Consider the following 20,355-nt stretch of genomic DNA (forward strand, 5'->3'; position numbering starts at 1 on the left):
GTGACAGGCCGCCTGCTCCCTACGGCGTGGAGTTCGCCTCCGGAGGCACCAGCGAGTCCGCCAGCGCACGCAGGGCCCGCGCATGCGAGTGCCACGGGTCCTCGCTCTTGAAGACCTCCAGCGGGCGCTGGGGCGGCAGGCCTCGGGCCTCGTAGTCCTGGCCCCGCGCGTCGGCGTAGTGCTCGTTCGACAGGTGCACCGTCCATCCGTTGGGCAGCGGCTTGACGAGCATGTCGGAGAACGCGCCCCGCGTGGCCGTGCCCACGTGGACGACGTTCGGGAGTGCCCGCAGGGCGAGCGTGAGGACCTCGCCCGCGCTCACCGTGATGTCGCTGGTCACCACGTACACCGGCCCGTGGAAGGACGGACGCGGCGAGGGCTGGAGGGTGAACTCCTGCGGCGGCACGTCCTTCGCGCCCGTGGCCCACTTGGAATACGCGCGCCGGGGCTCGGCCGTGAAGCGCTCCGCGATGGCGCGGGCCACGGCGTCGTGACCACCCCGGTTGTTGCTCACGTCCAGGATGAGCGCGTCCGCCCCCGCGAAGGCCGTCAGCGCCTCGTCCAGCACCGGCTCCAGCGCGGCCAGCTCCTGCGCCAGCGTGGGCGCCTGTTCTTCCGTCCCGGCGACGAAGCCGCCCATCGTCAGCAGGTTGAGGTAGGCGACGCGGGGCGCGGCGAAGCCCCACAGGACGCGCTGGTTTCCGACGTGATGTCCCTCGCCGCTCAGCACCGTCTGGAGGATGCCGTCGCGGTAGGCGCGCATCCACTCGCGCTGCACGTCGCGCGGGGGGCGCGCCATCGACTCGGCCGCCATCGCCAGCGTCGCGAGCGTGCCCGTGGGGCGGGGCTCGTACTTCAGCGTGTCCGGGTCCGCGTCGCCCGCGAGCAGCTCCACGTGCGCGTCGTTCAGCGACCGGAGCGCGTCCGCGAAGAGGGTGAACAGCGCGCGGCGGTCCATGTCCGGCGTCACCCACGAGCGCTGCGCGTCCAGGCGGGCCAGCCAGTCCGGATCCCGCTGGGGGAAGGCGGCGTAGTGCTCCGCGAAGGTCGCCCTGAACACGTCGAACAGCTCCAGCGCGCTCCACGTGCGCGGCGTGTCGCAGCCGGCGGGCAGGGCGGCCAGGCGGTCGAAGCGGTAGCGCGTCTCCCCTGGTGCGCCGAGGAAGTCCCGGACGTCCGCCGACGGCCCCGGCTCCTGGACCCCGAACATCTCCATCAACTCCGCGGGCGAGGACGGATCCGGATGGCACCCCGCCGCCGTCTCGTGGTGCAGGCGCATCCCCTCCGGTGTCACCGTGAGCAGCCATCCATAGCCGCGCGAGCGCCACACGCCGGACTCATCCGGAGCGCGGGTCCCCGACGCGGCGTGCGGCGTGGCACACGCGGCGAGCAGCCCCGCGAGCACGAGGAGGACGGCCCCGCGCCAGCGCCCCCCGCCCCCCGACACCCCACCGCGAGCGGGCCGGGGGGACGCGGGGCGTGCGCTATAAACCTCGCGCGGGGTGGGGGTGGCCTGCCCGCTGATGGGAGACAGCATGGGTGGAGTCGCTCGGAAGTTGGGATGGGTGGCCCTGGCGTTGGTGGGGGCCTTCTGCCTGGGCGTGGTGGCGCTGCACCGGGGTGAGTCCATCAGTGCCATCTGGCTGGTGGTCGCCTCGGTCGCGGTCTTCATGCTGGGATATCGTTTCTACGGCCGTTTCATTGCCGAAAAAGCGCTCCAGGTGGACCCCACTCGCGCCACCCCCGCCGAGCGCCGCAACGACGGCCTGGACTACGTGCCCACGGACCGGTGGGTCGTGTTCGGCCACCACTTCGCGGCCATCGCGGGCGCGGGGCCACTGGTGGGCCCGGTGCTGGCGGCGCAGATGGGCTACCTGCCCGGCACGCTGTGGATATTGGCGGGCGTGGTGGTGGCCGGCGCGGTGCAGGACTTCATGACGCTGTTCCTGTCCGTGCGCCGCGACGGCAAGTCGCTGGGCGACATGGTGCGAATGGAGCTGGGGCCCGCGGCCGGCGTGACGGCCATGGTGGGCGTGCTGATGATCATGATGATCATCCTCGCGGTGCTGGCGCTGGTGGTGGTGAAGGCGCTGACGCACAGCCCGTGGGGCACCTTCACCGTGGCCATGACCATCCCCATCGCGGTGGCCATGGGCCTGTACCTGCGCTACGTGCGGCCCGGCAAGGTGCTGGAGGTGTCCATCGTCGGCTTCGTGCTCTTGATGCTCAGCATCTGGCTGGGCGGTCAGGTCTCCGAGTCCGCCACCTGGGGCCCCTGGTTCACCTTCGACAGCCGCACGCTGGCGTGGCTGCTCATCGGCTACGGGTTCTGCGCGGCGGTGCTGCCGGTGTGGCTGCTGCTCGCGCCGCGCGACTACCTGTCCACCTTCCTGAAGATTGGCACCGTGCTGCTGCTGGCGGTGGGCATCGTGCTGGCGGCGCCGCACATGAAGATGCCGGCGGTGACGCGGTTCGTGGACGGCTCCGGGCCGGTGTTCTCCGGCAGCCTCTTCCCGTTCCTCTTCATCACCATCGCGTGCGGCGCGGTGTCCGGGTGGCACTCGCTCATCGCGTCCGGCACCACGCCGAAGATGCTGGCCACGGAGGGGGACGCGAGGCTCGTGGGGTACGGCGCCATGTTGATGGAGGCCTTCGTGGCCATCATGGCGCTCATCGCCGCGTCGGTGCTGGAGCCGGGCGTGTACTTCGCCATGAACTCGCCCGCGGCGCTCATCGGCACGGAGGCGGCGCAGGCGGCGGCGACGCTCAGCCAGTGGGGCTTCGTCGTCACGCCGGAGGTGCTGGAGCAGACGGCGCGCGACATCGGGGAGACGACCATCCTGTCCCGCGCGGGCGGCGCGCCCACCCTGGCGGTGGGCATGGCGCAGATCCTCCACGGGCTGGTGTCCGGGCAGGGGATGATGGCCTTCTGGTACCACTACGCCATCCTCTTCGAGGCCCTCTTCATCCTCACCACCGTGGACGCCGGCACGCGCGTGGGGCGCTTCATGATTCAAGAGCTGGCGGGCCTGGTGTACGCGCCGCTCAAGCGCACGGAGGCCTGGGGCGCGAACCTGCTGGCCACCGCGCTGTGCGTGGCCGCCTGGGGCTACTTCCTCTATCAGGGCGTGGTGGACCCTCTGGGCGGCATCAACACGCTGTGGCCGCTGTTCGGCATCGCCAACCAGATGCTCGCGGCGGTGGCGCTCACGCTGGGCTGCGTGGCGCTGGTGAAGATGAAGCGCGAGCGCTACGTCTGGGTGCCCGGCATCCCCGCCGCGTGGCTGGTGCTGTGCACGCTCACCGCGGGCTTCCAGAAGGTGCTCGGCGGCGACGTGCGCGTGAGCTTCGTGGCCCACGCCCAGGCCTTCTCCCAGGCGGTGGCCGAGGGGCGCGTCATCGCCCCCGCGAAGTCCGTGGAGGAGATGGAGGCCATCATCCGCAATGACTACCTGGATGCCGGCCTCACCGTGTTCTTCATGGTCGTGGTGGTGGCGACACTTCTCTTCGGCGTGCGCGCCGCGCTGCGTGCCCGCGGCTCGCCGGTGCCCACGTCCCACGAGACGCCCTACGTGGCCGCCGCCGTCCCGGTGAAGCCATGAGGCGCACGCTCGCGCAGACGCTCCAGCACGGCTGGCGGCAGGCCGTGCGCACCGCGCGGCTGATGATTGGCGTGCCGGATTACGACACCTACGTCGCCCACATGCGCCGTCACCATCCAGACAAAGCGGTGATGACCTATGCGGAGTTTTTCAACGACCGCCTCCAGGCCCGCTACCGCGCCGGGGGCGGCCGGTGCTGCTGAGCGGATGAGCCGTTGAGTCTTCTGGATACAGCGGCTTCGAGCAGATGGCGGCCAACGCGAGCACGCGCACGGCGTTCGTGAACACGGGGGCGTGCCGTTCTACGGGCGCTCGCCGTCGAGCTACGTGGCCTATTCGGAGCTCGTCGCGCGCGACCCGCAGGCGCCCTACAAGGACAACGTGGGGGACGTCTATTACAACGGCATCGCGACCATCCAGGCGAAGACGCAGTTGGGGAAGCAGAACGGCGGCGTGATGATCTGGGAGCTGTCCCAGGACACGTCCGGGAGCACGTCGCTGCTCAGCGCCATCTACTCCGTGGTGCAGGGCACGGGCGGCACGGGGGCGTACCGGCTGGTGAACAAGGCCTCCGGCCGGTGCGTGGACATCAACGGCCCCAGCACGGCGGACGGCGCCACCATCCACCAGTGGGCCTGCCACACGGGCACCAGCCAGCAGTGGTCGATGGAGGCGACGGACAGCGGCTACTACCGCTTCGTGTCGCGCTACAGCGGCAAGGCGCTGGACGTGCGGGACGTGAGCACGGCGGACGGCGCGGGGCTCCAGCAGTGGTCCTACGGCGGCGGGAGCAACCAGCAGTTCAAGCCGGTGGCGCTGGGCAACGGCTACTACCGGCTGGAGGCGCGCCACAGCGGCAAGGTGCTGGACGTGACGGGCTGCCAGCAGGGCAGCGGTGACGGCACGCCGCTCCAGCAGTGGACCTGGTTCAACAACGACTGCCAGCAGTTCCGGCTGGAAGCGCTGTAGCCCCTTCGCGGGAGGCGGAGCCGGCGCCGTGGGCGAGGCGGATGCTATAGGGGCGTCCGCGATGACCGACCCACGCTCCCCATGGGCACGCCTGCTCCGCCGTCCCATCGACCTGGGTTGGGGGCGCCTGCGCGTCCCGTACGCGACGGCGCTGGGGGCGTGCTTCGCGGTGCTGGCGCTGCGCTCGCACGAGCGGCTCCTCCAGGCGCACCTGTGGGCGGAAGATGGCATGGTGTTCCTGGGGGACGCGCTCGCGTATGGCTTTGGCGCCACGTTCATTCCCTATGCGGGCTATCTGCACATCGTCCCAAGGCTGCTGGCCTGGGGCCTGTCGCTCCTGCCCATCGAAGCGTTCGCGCTCGGGCTGGCGTTCGTCACCCTGGCCATCAACGCGGCGGTGTTCGCGCTCTTCGCGCGGGCCCGCTTCCGCTGGCTGGTGCCCCATGACGGCGTCCGCGTGCTCACCGCCGTGGCGTTCTGCTTCCTGCCGGGGACCTGGGAGGTGACGGGCAACCTCGCCAACCTCCACTCCGTCCTCTTCTACGGGGGGATGCTGGTGGCGCTCCAGGACCTGGACCGTCCGCTGGGAGTCGTGGAGGGCGTGGCGCTGCTCGCGGTGGCATCGAGCGCGGGCGAAGGTGTGTTGCTGGCACCCGTCTTCCTGCTGCGCGGGCTGATGCGGTGGCGCGAGGTCCAGCCCCGGCGTGCGGTGGCGTGGGAGGTGGCGGCGGCGGTGTTGCTGACCGTGCCGGCGGCGGTGAACGCGGTGCTCTTCCGGAAGTCCGGCATGCCCGCCGCGGACTTCGCCACGTGGTCGTTCGCGCGCATGGCCGAGCACGTCTGGAACACCTTCAGCGTCCGTTACGTGCTGTACCCGGTGCTGGGTGAACCCGGGACGTTCGCCTATTTCAACTGGCCGCTCGGTGCGCGGATCCTGGTCGCGGGCGGGTTCATCGCCGTGCTCGTCCTGGGCCTGCGCCGGCTGCCCGCGCGCCCGCGCGCGTTGCTGCTGTTCGTCTGCGCGTGTGTCTTCCTGTTGATTCCGCTCACCTGGTACGTGCGCTCCGGCTCCGCCGAACATCCTTCGTTCGGCGAGCTGCGCAACCCGATCGTGATGCCGGGCCGCTACATGCTGTTCGCGCTCCCGGCGGGAGTTATCCTCTGGGTCGCGGCGCTGGGGCGGTTCCGCGCCGTCCTCGCCGCGAGCCTCTGTGTCTGCGTGGTGGGGCTGGCCTATCGACGTTGGACCTTCGAGCCGTGGGGGCCCGAGCGCGACTGGCCCCGGACCTCCCAACTCATCCGCGAGACCCGCGAGACGCCAGGGGCGGAGGTGGCCGTGCCCATCAACCCCGGTGGATGGCGGATGCAGGTCCACGGCGCCTCAAGCTCGGCGCCGTGAACGCTGTCAGGGCACCTGGGCCTTCGTGAGCGCGTCGCGCAGCCTGCCGGCCAGCACCTGGACGTGGGGTGGCTTCAGGAAGGAGTAGTGGTCTCCGGGCACGGTGTGCGCGTCCAGCCCGCCGGGTGCGTAGGCGGCCCAGCCGTGGTCCCAGCGCGAGCCCTCCGCTTCGAACAGGGTGAAGGGCCCGCTGGCCGGGGGCGGTGCGTAGACCCAGGCCGCGTGCAGGTGGACCTCGAACGCGTGGCGCATGTCGCGCAGCGTTTGCTCCGCCGCGAACAGGGGCTGGCTGGCCTGCTCCAGCGCCGCCATCCACTGGTCGGGGGAGAGTCCTTCGTTCGCCGGCAGCGGCTGGCCCGAGGCGCGCAGCAGATCCTCCAGGAACAGCGCGCTCAGCCGTGCCTTCGCATCCTCCGGGTTGCCCGAGTGCAGGCTCGCGGACGTGTCCAGCAGCGCGAGCAGCGCCACCGTCTCGCCTTGTCGCCTGAGCTGGTGGGCCATCTCCCACGCGATGCTGCCGCCCATGGACCAGCCGCCCAGCAGATAGGGGCCGTGGGGTTGGACCTCCCGGAGGGCGCGCACGTAGAGGGCCGCCATCTCCGGAATGGACTCGCAGGGAGGCTCCGCGCCGTCCAGGCCGCGGGCCTGGAGCCCGTAGAAGGGCTGCTTCGGCCCCAGCGCCCGGGCAAGCTCCGCGTAGGGCGCGACGTTGCCGCCCACCGCGTGGATGCAGAAGAAGGGACGCACGCCTTCCTGGCCCTCTTGAATCGCGACGAGGGGCGACCACGGCGCGGCGTCATCCCGGAGCAGACCCGCCAGGTGCTCCACGGTCGCGTTCTGGAAGAGCGCGGACACGGGCAGCGGACGGCCCAGCCTGGCGCGGATGGCGGACTGCAACCGCAAGGTCAGCAGCGAGTGCCCGCCCAGCTCGAAGAAGTTGTCGCGCACGCCAATGGGATGCACGCCCAGCACCTCCTCCCAGATGCGCACGAGCCGCAGCTCCAGCGGCGTCCGGGGCGCCACCAGGGTCCGGGTGGAGTCGCGGCCTCCTTCCGGCGCGGGCAGCGCCTTGCGGTTCACCTTGCCCGAGGGCGTCAGCGGGAACTGCTCCAGCGGCACCCAGCGCGCGGGCACCATGTATTCCGGCAGCCGCTGCTGGAGGAAGCTCCGCAGCGCGCCGACGTCCAGTGACGTCCCGGCGGCGCCCACCACCCAGGCCACCAGCCGCTTCTGGCCGCTGCCGTCGTCCCTCGCGTCGACGATGCAGTCCCGCACCGACGGGTGCTGCGCCAGCGCCGCTTCGACTTCGCCTGTCTCGATGCGGAAGCCGCGCACCTTCACCTGCGCGTCGCGCCGGCCGAGGAACTCCAGCGTGCCGTCCGGCAGGAACCGCGCCCAGTCGCCGGTGCGGTACAGCCGGCCTCCCGGCGTGGGGCTGTGCGGGTCGGGGATGAAGCGGTCGGCGGTGAGGCCGGGCTGATCCAGGTAGCCGCGGCAGACCTGCACCCCGCCCACGTACAGCTCGCCCGTCACGCCTTGCGGCACCGGACGCAGGTGCGCGTCCAGCACGTGGATGGCCACGTTGCTCAAGGGCCTGCCAATGGAGGGCAGGTCCGGCCACGCCGCCGGGTCTCCCTTCAGCGACAGCGACGTCACCGCGTGGGCCTCGGAGGGCCCGTAGTGGTTGTGCAGCACGGCGCCCGTGCGCTTCATGAAGCGGCGGAGCGCGGGCGACATGCGCAGTTGCTCGCCCGCGACCATGATCTCCCGGACCCGCGTGGGCCAGGTGCCCTCGCGCTCGGCCACCTCCGCCAGGTTCTGGAGCGCGACGAAGGGCATGAAGAACCGCTCGATGCCCGCGCTCTCCAGCAGCGCGAGGAGCTGGCTTGCGTCGCGGCGGGTCTCGTCGGTGAGCAGCACCAGCTCACCGCCCGCGGCCCAGGTCGCGAACAGCTCCTGGAACGACACATCGAAGCTCAGCGCGGAGAACTGGAGCGTGCGCGCCCCGGGCGCCACCGAGTCCCCCAGTTGCCAGTGGAGCAGGTTCACCAGCGCCTCGCGGTGCATCGCGATGCCCTTGGGCGTGCCGGTGGAGCCGGAGGTGAAGATGACGTAGGCGAGCGCCTGCGCGTTGCCCACGGGGGCGGGACGCGCGTCGGACTCGCGGGCGAGGAGGTCCGCCTGCGTGTCGAGCTCCAGCGACAGCGCGGTGCCGCCGCCGAGGGTGCCGTGCAGCGCCCGCGACGTGAGCAGCACCGCCGCCCCGGAGGCCTGGAGCATCGCGGCGAGCCGCTCCGGCGGATAGGCCGGATCCAGCGGCACGTAGGCGCCTCCCGCCTTGAGCGTTCCCAGCACGGCCACGGCCAGCTCCAGCGAGCGGTGCAGGTGGATGCCCACGCGGACGTCGGCGCCCACGCCGTGCCGGCGCAGGTGGTGCGCGAGCTGGTTGGAGCGGCGCTCCAGCTCCGCGTAGGTGAGCGTTCGCGCTCCGAAGCGCACCGCGATGGCGTCAGGCGTGCGCGTGGCCGTGGCCTCGAAGAAGGCGTGGACGCTGGACACGGAGGGGTAGGGCACGGACCGGAGCGTCCACTGCGCGAGCTGCCGTTGCTCCCCGTCGGTGAGCAGGGACAGCGTGGCCAGCGGGGCATCCGGTGTCGCGAGCGCGCTTCCCAGGAGCTGGGTGTAGTGGTCCGCGAAGCGCGCGACCGTGTCCTCGTCGAAGAGGGCGGTGTTGTATTCCCACGCGCTCGACCAGCCTTCGGGTGACTCGCGCACGAAGAGGGTGAGGTCGAACTTGGCCATGCCGGGCTCGAAGGTCAGCGCCCGCACGGAGACGCCGGGCAGCTCCCACGGCGCCCCCGCGTTCTGGAAGACGAACATCACCTGGAAGAGCGGCGAGCGGCTCAGGTCGCGCGAAGGGACGAGCGCGTCGACGAGCTGCTCGAAGGGCATGTCCTGGTGGGCGTAGGCGCCGAGGCAGGCTTCGCGCACGCGGCCCAGCAGCGAGCGGAAGCTCTCCGCGCCGGACGCATCCACGCGAAGGGCGAGGGTGTTGGTGAAGAAGCCGATGAGGTTCTCCACCTCGCGACGGCCGCGCCCGGCGATGGGCGTGCCGATGACGAAGTCCTCCTGGCCGCTGTGACGGGCGAGCAGCGCATGGAAGCCCGCGAGCAGCAGCATGAAGGGCGTGACGCCCGCATCCCGCGCCAGTGACTGGATGGCGGCGGGAAGAGACGCAGGCAGCGGGCGCGAGAGCTGAAGCCCCTTGAAGGACTGCACGGGCGGACGCGGCCGGTCCGTGGGCAGGTCCAGCGTGGGAGGTGCGCCCTCCAGGTGCTGCTTCCACCATGCGCGCTGCGCCTCCAGGGGCTCCCCCTGCATCACCTGCCGCTGCCAGGCCGCGAAGTCCGGGTACTGCACGGGGAGCTGGGGCAGGGCAGGGGACCTGGCGCTGTAGAGGGCCTTGAGCTCACGCACCAGGATGTCGATGGACCAGAAGTCACAGACGATGTGGTGCATGACCAGCAGCAGCGCGTGACGCTCCGGCGCGGTGCGCACCAGCGTGGCGCGCACGAGCGGTCCATGCTCCAGGTCGAAGGGCTTGCGAAGCTCCGCTTCCGCACGCTGGCGGAGCGCGGCGTCAGGGGTCTCCTCCAGCGCGAGCGTCAGGGGCTGATGCGCACGGACGTGCTGCACGGGCTGGCCGCCCTCTTCGGAGAAGGTCGTGCGCAGGGCCTCATGGCGCTGGATGAGCGCGTCCAGCGCGGCTTCCAGTGCACGGGCATCCAGCGGCCCTTCCAGTTGGAAGAAGAAGGGGACGTTGTACGCGTACCCTTCCGGATCCAGCCGCGCGAGGAACCACAGCCGCTGCTGCGCGAAGGACAGCGGCAGCGGCTGCTCACGCGAGACCTCGACGATGGGGGGCGTGGGGGGGCCATGGCCTCCCTTCTTCAATGCCTCCAGGCGCTCCGCGAAGCGGGCCACGGTGGGTGCTTCGAAGAGCAGCCGCACGGGGACGTCCTGCTGGAGCACGTCCCGCAGACGTGACACCACTCGCGTGGCCAGGAGCGAGTGGCCTCCCAGCTCGAAGAAGTGGTCGTGCGCCCCCACTCGGCTGACGTTCAAGAGGGGCGCCCACAGCTCCGCGACCAGGGACTCCCAGCCCTCGCGCGGCGCGACGTAGGTGTCCTTGCTCCCGCTCGCGTCCGGTGCGGGCAGGGCCTTGCGGTCCACCTTTCCCGACGGCGTGAGCGGCAGCCGCTCCAGCTTCACGATGGCGGAGGGGACCAGGTGCACCGGCAGCTTCGCGGCGAGGCTGGCGCGCAGCGCGACCGGCTCCACCGCCATGCCGGCGACGTAGGCCACCAGGCGCTTGTCGCCGGGGGCGTCCTCGCGCACGACGACGACCGCGTCCGTGACGCCCTCCGAGTCCTTGAGGGCGGTCTCAATCTCTCCGGGCTCGATGCGGAAGCCGCGCAGCTTCACCTGCGAATCGTTCCGGCCGAGGAAGTCGAGCACGCCGTCGGGGCGCCACCTCGCGCGGTCTCCCGTGCGGTACAGCCGCGCTCCTGGCGTGGTGCTGAACGGGTGCGGAACGAAGCGCTCCGCCGTCAGCGCGGGCTGGTGCAGGTAGCCCCACGCCAGGCCGTCACCGCCCACGTACAGCTCGCCCGCCACACCCACCGGGGCCGGGGCTCCCAGCGCGTCCAGCACGTAGGCCTGCGAGTTGGCGATGGGACCGCCAATGGGGATGGGGGCTCGCGCATCCGCGGGGACGGTGAGCCGGTACGCGGTGGAGATCGTCGTGTTCTCCGTGGGGCCGTAGGCGTTGACGATGGGCTGGCCCGCCTCCAGGAGCCTCCGTGCGGCCACGGGAGACATCACGTCTCCGCCCGTCATCACCTGCCGCACGCTCGCGAGCGCGCGGGGCTGCGCCATCACCATCTGCTCGAACAGCGCGGTGGTGAGGAACAGCGTGGTGATGCGCTCGCGCTCCAGCGTCGCACCCAGCTCCTCCAGCGAGGGCTGGTGCGCCGGGAAGACGACCAGCTTCGCGCCGTGCAGCAGCGCGCCCCACAGCTCCAGCGTCGCCGCGTCGAAGGAGATGGGCGCAAGCTGGAGGAGCACCTCCTCCGGTCCGAACCGCGCGTAGTTCGTGCCCGTCACCAGCCGCACCACGCCCCGGTGCGGGATGCACACGCCCTTGGGCCGGCCAGTGCTGCCGGACGTGTACATGACGTAGGCCAGCGCCTCGGGCGGTACGGTGATGCGCGGCGCCTGCGTGGACTCCCGCGCGAACGGGCGCCATGACGGCTCCAGCACCACCACCCGCGCCTCCAGCGCCGCGAGCTTCTGCTCCTGTCCCGGCTGCACGAGCAGCACCGGCAGCCGCGTGTCGCGGGCCATGAAGAGGAGTCGCTCGGTCGGGTAGGACGGATCCAACGGGACGTAGGCGCCACCGGCCTTGAGGATGGCCAGCGTGGCCACCACCAGCTCCAGCGAGCGGCCGGTGCACAGGCCCACCGGAGTGCCCGCGCCCACGCCCAGGCCCCGCAGGTGGTTCGCGAGCTGGTTGGCGCGGGTGTCCAGCTCCGCGTACGTCAGGTGGCTGTCTTCGAACGTCACCGCGATGGCGTGTGGCGCTCGCGCGGCCTGTGCTTCGAAGAGGGAGGGCAGGGACGCGTCGCGCGGATGGCCCGCGTGGGTGTCGTTCCAGGTCACCAGCAGTTGGTGACGCTCGTCCTCGGAGAGCAGCGGGATGCGGGAGAGGGGCCGTTCGAAGTCGGAGACGGCGGCCTCCAGCAGGCGCGTGTAGTGCGTGGCCATGCGCGCCACCGTCGCCTCCTCGAAGAGGGCGGTGTTGTACTCCCAGAGGAAGCCCAGGCCCTCCTGGGCCTCCTGCGCGAAGAGGGTGAGGTCGAACTTCGACATCCCCGTCTCCACGTCAAGCGGCTCCACGGCCAGGTCCGGCAGGGCCCGCGCCGGAGCGCCTCCGGCGTTCTGGAGGACGAACATCACCTGGAACAGCGGCGCGCGGCTGGTGTCGCGCTCGGGCTGGAGCGCGTTCACCAGTTGCTCGAAGGGCAGGTCCTGGTGGGCGAAGGCCTCCAAAGTCACGTCGCGCGTGAGCCCCACCAGGTCGCGGAAGCTCGCGCCCTGGGGGGAGGTGATCCGCAGCGGCACGGTGTTGATGAAGAAGCCGACCAGTCCCTCCAGCTCCTGCCGCTGACGGCCGGCGAGCGGCGCGCCGATGACGAGGTCGTCCTGACCGCTGTAGCGGGAGAGCAGGGCGTGGAAGCCCGCCAGCAGCAACATGAAGGGCGTCACGCCGTGGCGCTGGCCCAGGGCCTCCACGGCCCGGGACAGCGCGGGCGAGGCCTTCCAGGCCAGGTGCGCGCCCTCGAAGGTCTGCACCGCCGGACGCGGCCGGTCCGTGGGCAGCATCAGGGCGGGAGGCGCGTCCTGGAGCCGGGCCTTCCACCAACCGAGCCGCTCCTCCACCGTCGCGCCCACCCACGCCAGTCGCTGCCAGCGCGCGAAGTCCGCGGGCTGGAGCGGCAGCGCGGGCAGCTCCGCCGCGGCTCCACCTGTCTCCTCGCGGTAGAGCGCGGTCAGCTCGCGCTCCATCACGCCCAGCGACCAGCCGTCGCAGATGATGTGGTGCAGCGTGATGAGCAGGGCATGGTCCCCGTCACCCACGCGCACCAGCGTCGCGCGCAGCAAGGGGCCTTGAGCCAGGTCGAAGGGGCGGCGCACCTCAGCCTCCGCCCGGCGCATGAGCGCTTCCGGCGAGGGCACCTGTTCGCGGCGCAGGGGGACGAACAGTGCTGGAGCAATGCGCTGCACCGGCTGGCCCTGGTGCTCCTCGAAGGTCGTGCGCAGCGCTTCGTGCCGCTGGACCAGACGCTGGAGACTCCGCTCCAGCGCGTCGGCGTCGAGCGGGCCCGTCCAGCGCGTGAACCAGGGCAGGTTGTACGAGAACCCTTCCGGATCCATCCGCGTGAGGAACCACAGGCGCGCCTGCGCGAAGGACAGGGGCGGCGTCTCGCCGCGCGGGCGGGGCTCGAGCGGTGGCTCCGCGGTCTGGCCCGCCTCCGGCTTCAGCGTGGACAGGTGCTCCGCCAACTCCTCCACGGTGGGGAAGGCGAACAGCGCGCGCACGGGCAGGTCCACCTGGAGCCGGTCGCGCAGCCGCGACGTCACCTGCGTCGCCAGGAGCGAGTGACCGCCCAGCTCGAAGAAGTGGCCCTGCGCACCCACTCGCGGCAGTTGCAGCAGCGAGGCGAAGACACCCGCGACCTCCGTCTCCAGCGGCGTGCGCGGGGCCACGAAGTCCCGGGCGCCTTCCGCGTCGTCGCCCGGAGCGGGCAGGGCGCGGCGATCCAACTTGCCGCTGGGCGTGAGCGGGAACGCGTCCAGCAGCACGAAGGCCGCGGGCACCATGTACTCCGGCAGCCGGTCGCGCAGCGCCGCCTTGAGCTCGCCGGCCTCCACGGCCGCCCCGGGCTGCGTCACCACGTAGGCCACCAGGTGCTTGCCCCGGGCCGGGTCCTCGCGGGCCACCACCGCCACGTCCTTCACGCCCGGCAGCTTCGCCACCGCCGCCTCCACCTCCGGCAGCTCGATGCGATAGCCGCGCAGCTTCACCTGTGCGTCGCGCCGGCCCAGGAACTCCAGCGTGCCGTCCGGCAGGTACCGGGCGAAGTCACCGGTGCGGTACATCCGCGCGCCCGGGTGCGGGCTCAGCGGATCCGGCATGAAGCGCTCCGCCGTCAGGTCCGGCCGGTGCAGGTAGCCCCGCGCCAGCCCCGCCCCGCCGATGAACAGCTCGCCCGCGACGCCCACCGGCACCGGCTCGCCGCGCGCGTCCAGCAGGTACGTCCGCGCGTTGGTGATGGTGCGGCCGATGGGGGGCAGGTCCGGCCAGGTGTCCGGGTTCCCCTTCAGCACGTGGGCGCTGGCCGCGTGCGTCTCCGTGGGGCCGTAGTGGTTGTCCAGCACGCACCCGTCCAGCGCGTGCAGCAGCCTGCGCAGCGCGGGCGTCATCCGCAGTTGCTCGCCCGCGGTGTTGATCTCCCGCAGCGTCGTGGGCACCAGCCCCTCCGCGTCCGCCACCTCCGCCAGGTGCTGGAGCGCCACGAAGGGCAGGAAGATGCGCTCCACGCCATGCGCGCGCATCAGCGTGAGCAGGGCCCGTCCGTCGCGCCGCGTGTCCTCCGGCATGAGCACCAGCTCTCCGCCCGCGGCGAAGGTGGGCAGCATCTCCTGGAAGCACACGTCGAAGCTCAGCGCGGAGAACTGGAGCGTGCGCCCCCGGGGCGCGGCGGAGCGGCGCACCTGCCACTGGATGAGGTTGAGCAGCGGGCGGTGTGGCATCGCCACGCCCTTGGGCACCCCCGTGGAGCCGGACGTGAAGATGACGTAGGCCAGCGTGTCCGGCCCTCCCACGGGCACGGGCGCCGTCGCCGGCATGTCCTCGTCGTCCTCCAGGAACAGCCGCTCCACGCCGTCCTCCGGCAGTCCGGACGCCAGCGAGCGCCGGGTGACGAGCACCCTCGCGCGCGACGTCTGGAGCATCAGCGCCAGCCGCTCCGGCGGATAGGCCGGATCCAACGGGCAGTAGGCCGCCCCGGACTTGAGGATGCCCAGCACGCCCACCGCCAGCTCCAGCGAGCGGTCCACGCACAACCCCACCGCCGTGTCCGGCGTCACGCCGCGCGCCCGCAGCGCATGGGCCACGCGGTTCGCCCGGGCCTCCAGCTCCGCGTACGTCAGGTGCGCGTCCCCGAAGCGCACCGCCACCGCGTCCGGGCTCCTGCGCACGCTGTCCTCGAAGAGGGCGTGCACGCCGGAGCGCACCGGCACCTGGGCGAACGTGTCGTTCCAGTCCACCACCGCGCGCTCCCGCTCGCGCGGCGTCAGCAGGGGGAGCGCGGAGACAGGAGACTCCGGCCGGGCGACGGCGCCCTCCAGCAGGCGCGCGTAGTGCGCGGCCATGCGCGCCACCGTCGCCTCGTCGAAGAGGTCCGCGTTGTACTCCCAGCGGGCCTCCATGCCCTGCGGGTCCTCATAAAGGAACAGGGTGATGTCGAAGCGCGCGACGCCGGGCTCGAAGTCCACCTCCGTCACGGTGAGGCCGGGCCACTTGAGCGCGGCCCACGGCGAGTTCACGTGCACGAACATCGCCTGGAACAGCGGCGAGCGGCTGGGGTCGCGCTGGGGCACCAGCAGGTCCACCAGTTGTTCGAAGGGCATGTCCGGGTGCGCGTACGCGCCCATGCACACGTCGCGCACGCGGCCCAGCAGCGCGAGGAACGTCGGGTCACCGGACGCGTCCAGCCGCAGCGCCAGCGTGTTGGCGAAGAAGCCGATGAGCCGCTCCACCTCGCGACGTCCGCGCCCCGCCACGGGCGTGCCCACCACCAGGTCCTCCTGCCCGCTGTAGCGCAGGAGCAGCACCTGGAACGCCGCCAGCAACGCCATGTACGGCGTGACCGCGGCCTTGCGGCTCAGCTCGCGGATGCCCGTGGCCAGCGCCGGAGCCATGGGCAGGCGGTACACCGCGCCCCGCGACGTCTGGCGCGGCGGACGGGGGCGGTCCGTGGGCAGCTCCAGCGCGGGCGGGGCTCCGGACAGCCGCTCCTTCCACCACGCGCGCTCGGCCTCCAGGAAGTCACCCGTGAGCGTCTGCCGCTGCCAGTGCGCGAAGTCCGCGTACTGCGCCGGCAGCTCCGGCAGGCGGGGCGGTTCGTCGCGCGTGAAGGCGCTGTAGAGCGCGCTCAGTTCGTTCGCCATCCACCCCAGCGACACCGCGTCGCAGACGATGTGGTGCGTGACGAAGAGCAGCGCGTGCTCGTCCGGAGCAACCCGCGCCAGCGTGGTCCGCACCAGCGGCCCGCGCTCCAGGTCGAAGGGCCCGCGGGCCTCCGCCTCCGCGAAGTCGCGGAGGGCGCGCTCACGCGCCTCCCCGTGCGTGGACAGGTCCACCCCGCGCAGGGGCACCTCCAGCGCCGGGGCGATGCGCTGCACCGGCTGCCCTCCCACGGCGGCGAACGTGGTGCGCAGCGACTCATGGCGGGCCACCACCGCCTGGAGCGCCCGCGCCAGCGCGCCCGCGTCCAGCGCGCCCTTCAGCCGCACGAAGAAATAGACGTTGTACGTGGCGCTCGTGCCCTCCAACTGCGCCAGGAACCACAGGCGCTGCTGCATGAAGGACAGCGGGAGCGGCTGGCTCCTGGAGACGAGGGGCAGCGGGGCGCGCTTCTTCCCCGGCGTGGCCGGCGAGGAGGTCGTCATCGGGATGGCTCCGTTACACTTCGAAGGCGGCGAAGCCGCGCGAGCGCAGGGCGCGCAACAGCACGGCGAGGACGAAGAACCCCAGGGCCGCGCTCGCGGTGACCCACCGGATGCCCCAGCGGTCCCCCAGCGCGCCCTGCACCCAGACGCCCAACGTGAAACCCACGAAGAGCAGCATCGCGCTGAGGCTGGCGATGCGCGCCTGGAGCTCGTTGGACACGCGCGCCAGGCACAGCGCGGACAGCCCCGTGAGCGTCAGCATGTACAGCGCGCCCAGCGCCATCACCGCGACCGCCGCGACCGGCAGCGACGGTGACAGCCAGTACGCCGCCGCCGTGGGACCAATCAAAAGCAGGGCCACTTCCAGGAGCCGCCCCTTGCCCAGCCGGTCCGTGAGCGCCCCCGCGCCCAGCGCCGCCAGCAGCGAGCCCACGCCCTGCGCCGTGACGAGCACCGACGTCGCGCCCGCGTCCAACTGGAACACCTGGATGGCCATCACCGGCGCCAGCGCCGTGAAGGGCGCGATGCACACCGCGATGGCCAGCGTGCCGCCCAGCGCCACCACCAGCGCCTCGTCCGCGCGCGCCACCCGGAGCCCCTGCACGATGCCCGCCCACAGCCCGCCGAAGTCCGCCGTCTTCCCCGCGGCCGTGGCCCGCACCCGCGTGAGCGACAGCAGCACCGCGCCAAAGGACAGCGTGTTGAGCAGCAGCGCCCAGCTCACGTCCGCGTGCGCGATGACGAGCGCCCCCAGCGCGGGCCCGCAGATGCGCCCCAGGTTGTTCTGCGCGGCGTTGAGGCTGAGCGCGCTGTGCAGGTCCTCCTTTGGCACCGACACGGCGATCATCGCGGAGTACGCGGGCGTGAAGAGCGTCACCGCGCAGCCGTTGAGGAAGGAGATGACCGCCACCCACTGCACCGTCAGCCGCCCGCTGAAGGCCAGCGCCGCCAGCGTGCCCGCGAGCGCCATCTGCACCAGCGCCCCCATGCCCACCGCCCGGCGCCGGTCGAACCGGTCCCCCAGCGCGCCTCCCAACGGCGACAGCACGATGGCCGGCAGGAACGTCAGCGCCGCCACCCCGCCCGTCCACTCCGCCCGGCCCGTCACCTTCGTCACGTACACGCCCAGCGCCAGCACCTCCATCCACGTGCCGATGTTGGACAGCGCCGCTCCGCCCCACAGCAGGGCGAAGTCGCGGTGCTTGAGCACGCGCAGCGAGGACCACCGGGACGAAGGAGGCGTGGACACACTCGCTTTCTAATTCACCGAGAGCGCCGGGTGTTCACGGACTTCGAAGCTGTTGGGTCTGGATGGAGTTCCGGCGGAAACGTGCAGTGCTGCTTCAGTTCCGCCGGGGCAGGCGCAGGGTGAAGGTGGATCCTTCACCCAGGGTGGAGCGCGCGGAGAGCGAGCCGCCGTGCAGCTTCGCGAGGGCCGCGGCGATGAAGAGGCCCAGGCCGTGGCCGCGCCCGCGGTCCTCGTCCGCGCGCTGGAAGCGGTCGAAGACGTGGGGCAGGGCGCTGGCGGGGATGCCCACGCCCCAGTCGCGCACGTGGACGAGGACGAGGCCCGGGTTGAGCGTCACGCCCACCTCGACGTGGCGCGACGTGCCGCCGTACTTCACCGCGTTGGACAGCAGGTTGTTGAGCACCTGGCGCAGCCGCTCCGCGTCCAGCATCAGCGGCTCCACCTGCTCCAGGGCGCGCAGGGAGAAGTCCATCTCCGGTTGCAGCTCGCGCCACTCCTGGACGAGCTCCTGGAGGAAGGGCGTCAGCTCCGTGGGCTGGAGCTTCAGCTCCAGCTTCCCGTCCGCCAGCCGGGAGGCGTCCAGGATGGACGTCACCAGCCCGTTCATCCGGTCCAACTGGCGCAGCACGGCCTCTGCGGAGCGGCGCTCGTCGTCAATGCCGCGCTTGTGCACCTTGCGCAGCAGCAACTGCGTGTTGAGCCGCGCGGAGCTGAGCGGCGTCTTCAGCTCGTGCGCCACCCAGTTGAGCATCTCCTCGCGGGCCAGGCTCAGCGCGTTGGGGGGCTCGCGCGCCGGGAAGCCCGCTTCCTGGCGGGCCGCGAGGCGGTGCTGGAGCGCCTGGCTCACCGCCTGCTCGAAGGTGGTCAGGTCCACCGGCTTCGCGAGGAAGGTCTGGGCGGCCTCGCGCCCCTGCGGACGCGCCGCGCTCAGGAGCAGGAAGGGCACGTCCGACAGGGCCGGCTCGGAGCGCATGGCGTGCAGCAACTGCATGCCCGTCTTGCGCGGCATCATGTGGTCGCTGACCACCAGGTCCGGCGTCTCCGTGCGGGCCAGCAGCAGCGCCTCCTCCCCGTTGTGCGCGCGCACCACGCGGTGGCCCAGGTCCTCCACCACCTCGGAGAAGACCTCCAGCAGCGCCTCTTCATCCTCCGCGATGAGGACCAGGCTCATTCACCCATTCCTCCAATGTGCGTCCCCAGCGGCCGGGCCTGTCCGGTGAGCAGGCCCATGGCGGAACGCAGCGGGGCCAGCACCTTCACGCCCGTGTCCTGGATCTGGAACTCGCGCAGGTCCGCGGAGTACTCGCTGTCACGCATCTTGAGCACGGACAGCAGGCGGTGCATCTGGCCGTGCAGCTCCACGTAGCGCAGGAGCAGCAGGTTCTCTCCCAGGCTGGCGATGGGCGCGTCGTTGAAGTCCAGCTCCGTGCCGACGATCTTCGGCACCTCCCGCGTGAACACGGTGGTGATGCCGCGCATGCGCAGCCGCATCGCCAGCGACGCCAGGAAGGTGCGCCGCCGCGAGGCGTCCAGGATGGACAGCTCCAGCTCCGTGAGCCCGTCCAGCACCAGCCGCTTGGCGCCGAGCGCGTCCACCTGCGCCAGCAGGTCCCGGATGAGCTCGTCCGCCTCCAGCTCCATGGGCGGCACGAAGCGCAGCGTCAACCGCCCATCGTCCAGCAGCGGGGCCACGTCCAGTCCCACGCGCTGGGCGCGGGCCCGGAGCATGGCCGGGGCATCGAAGAAGGAGACGAAGAGCGACTTCTGACCGTGGCGCGCGCCATCCGCGGCGAAGTGCAGGGCCACCAGCGTCTTGCCAATGCCCATGCTCCCCGCGAGCATCGTGGTGCTGAGCTCCGGAAGCCCGCCGTGCATCAGCGCGTCCAGCTCCGGGAGCCCGAACGCCATGCGCTTGAGCGTGGGCGGCTCGTCCCGCAGCTCCAGGGGGACGGCCTCCAGGCGCGGGATGAACTCCACGCCGCTCTGGCGCATGATCATGGTGTGCTCACCGGTGAGGTGGGGCCGGCCGCGCAGCTTCACCACCTCCACGCGGCGCACCCGGCGGGAGCCGTGCGGCTGGATGGACAGCGCCACGATGCCGTCCACCGTGGTGGCCTCCGGCAGCTCCATCAACCGGCCCAGCGGGTACTCCGTGGTGAACAGGCCGATGCAGTTGCAGGCGGCCAAGCCGATGCCCAGCTCGTAGAGGAACTCGCGCAGCCGCGCCTCGTCCTGCCAGAGGTCCCGGATGGAGCGCAGCCCGTCGATGAAGAGCATGGCCGCGCCGCGCTCGCGCACCGTCTGGAGGATGAGCTCCCGGGCCTCCTTGGGCCCCCGCTTGAGCGCGGAGTAGGCGCTGATGAGGAAGAGCTTCTCGCCCAGCAGATCCGGCTGGAAGAAGGAGAAGGCGGACAGCGCCTCCATCAGCTTGTCGTGGGGCTCCGAGGTGACGGTGACCACCACCACGGGCATGCCGCGCGCCGCGGCCGCGAAGGCCACCTGGCTGCACAGCACCGTCTTGCCCGACCCCGGCGTGCCGGTGACGATGAAGGACTGACGCGGGGGGATGCCTCCGCCCAGGAGGGCGTCGAAGCTGGGGATGCCGCTCTGGAAGAGCGAGGTGTTGCCACGGGTCATGCCAGAATCCGTCGAACGGCGAGGACCAGATGCGCGTGCCTTTCCGCCGTTCGGAAGCACATGCGAGGACAGGGGATTCGCGGGGTGTGAACAGGGCGCGTCTGGAGCGCCCCCGCTTCCCTGCCGGCATAACCGACGGCCTCGGGTCCAACCAACGGGATGAACCCGCTTTTCTCGTGCTGCGACGACAGGTCAACACCGCC

General features: G+C 71.8%; 8 protein-coding genes and 1 pseudogene. 4 read left to right on the forward strand and 5 right to left on the reverse strand.

The genetic code is table 11. The features are described 5' to 3' along the window. Positions 1 to 19: 19 nt before the first annotated feature. Positions 20 to 1,537, reverse strand: a complete 1,518-nt coding sequence (locus K8556_RS20000) for a S41 family peptidase (RefSeq protein WP_223741666.1) — start codon at positions 1,535 to 1,537, stop codon at positions 20 to 22. Between K8556_RS20000 and K8556_RS20005 the strand changes: the two genes are divergently transcribed. From K8556_RS20005 to K8556_RS20020, 4 genes and pseudogenes are all read left to right on the forward strand, one after another. Further along, on the forward strand, positions 1,536 to 3,602 hold the full coding sequence (locus K8556_RS20005) for a carbon starvation CstA family protein (protein WP_223741667.1): 2,067 nt from the start codon (positions 1,536 to 1,538) through the stop codon (positions 3,600 to 3,602). The genes K8556_RS20000 and K8556_RS20005 overlap by 2 nt on opposite strands. Further along, positions 3,599 to 3,805 (forward strand): YbdD/YjiX family protein, encoded by a 207-nt coding sequence (locus K8556_RS20010; protein WP_223741668.1) that lies wholly within the window; start codon positions 3,599 to 3,601, stop codon positions 3,803 to 3,805. The genes K8556_RS20005 and K8556_RS20010 overlap by 4 nt, the downstream gene beginning before the upstream one ends. An 88-nt stretch (positions 3,806 to 3,893) precedes the next feature. After that, positions 3,894 to 4,571: pseudogene (locus K8556_RS20015) on the forward strand (RICIN domain-containing protein); the annotation flags it as partial. Positions 4,572 to 4,632: 61 nt separating this feature from the next. Next, complete coding sequence (locus K8556_RS20020) at positions 4,633 to 5,970, forward strand: hypothetical protein (protein ID WP_223741669.1); 1,338 nt, start codon at positions 4,633 to 4,635, stop codon at positions 5,968 to 5,970. Positions 5,971 to 5,976: 6 nt separating this feature from the next. Here K8556_RS20020 and K8556_RS20025 read toward each other — a convergent pair whose 3' ends face one another. The 4 genes from K8556_RS20025 to K8556_RS20040 all read right to left on the reverse strand — a co-directional run bounded on the left by K8556_RS20025 (position 5,977) and on the right by K8556_RS20040 (position 20,152). Further along, on the reverse strand, positions 5,977 to 16,266 hold the full coding sequence (locus K8556_RS20025) for a non-ribosomal peptide synthetase (RefSeq protein WP_223741670.1): 10,290 nt from the start codon (positions 16,264 to 16,266) through the stop codon (positions 5,977 to 5,979). Positions 16,267 to 16,279: 13 nt separating this feature from the next. Next, entirely contained in the window at positions 16,280 to 17,515 is a 1,236-nt protein-coding gene (locus tag K8556_RS20030; RefSeq protein WP_223741671.1) for an MFS transporter, read from the reverse strand. Positions 17,516 to 17,609: 94 nt separating this feature from the next. After that, positions 17,610 to 18,686 carry a hybrid sensor histidine kinase/response regulator gene (locus tag K8556_RS20035; RefSeq protein WP_223741672.1) on the reverse strand — a complete coding sequence of 359 codons (1,077 nt, stop codon included), beginning with the start codon at positions 18,684 to 18,686 and terminating at the stop codon, positions 17,610 to 17,612. After that, positions 18,683 to 20,152: an ATPase domain-containing protein gene (locus K8556_RS20040; protein WP_223741673.1), complete on the reverse strand. Its 1,470-nt coding sequence runs from the start codon at positions 20,150 to 20,152 to the stop codon at positions 18,683 to 18,685. Before K8556_RS20040 ends, K8556_RS20035 begins: the two co-directional genes overlap by 4 nt. Between the last annotated feature and the right edge of the window lie 203 nt (positions 20,153 to 20,355).

The sequence above is a fragment of the Corallococcus sp. AS-1-12 genome (assembly GCF_020036995.1).
In the GTDB taxonomy this organism is placed as follows: domain Bacteria; phylum Myxococcota; class Myxococcia; order Myxococcales; family Myxococcaceae; genus Corallococcus.

What these genes read in the sequence shown, in the direction of transcription:
- K8556_RS20005 (WP_223741667.1), top strand. Translation starts at nt 1,536, where the DNA reads ATGGGTGGAGTCGCTCGGAAGTTGGGATGGGTGGCCCTGGCGTTGGTG.
- K8556_RS20010 (WP_223741668.1), top strand. Translation starts at nt 3,599, where the DNA reads ATGAGGCGCACGCTCGCGCAGACGCTCCAGCACGGCTGGCGGCAGGCC.
- K8556_RS20035 (WP_223741672.1), bottom strand. Translation starts at nt 18,686, where the DNA reads ATGAGCCTGGTCCTCATCGCGGAGGATGAAGAGGCGCTGCTGGAGGTC.
- K8556_RS20040 (WP_223741673.1), bottom strand. Translation starts at nt 20,152, where the DNA reads ATGACCCGTGGCAACACCTCGCTCTTCCAGAGCGGCATCCCCAGCTTC.
- K8556_RS20000 (WP_223741666.1), bottom strand. Translation starts at nt 1,537, where the DNA reads ATGCTGTCTCCCATCAGCGGGCAGGCCACCCCCACCCCGCGCGAGGTT.
- K8556_RS20025 (WP_223741670.1), bottom strand. Translation starts at nt 16,266, where the DNA reads ATGACGACCTCCTCGCCGGCCACGCCGGGGAAGAAGCGCGCCCCGCTG.
- K8556_RS20020 (WP_223741669.1), top strand. Translation starts at nt 4,633, where the DNA reads ATGACCGACCCACGCTCCCCATGGGCACGCCTGCTCCGCCGTCCCATC.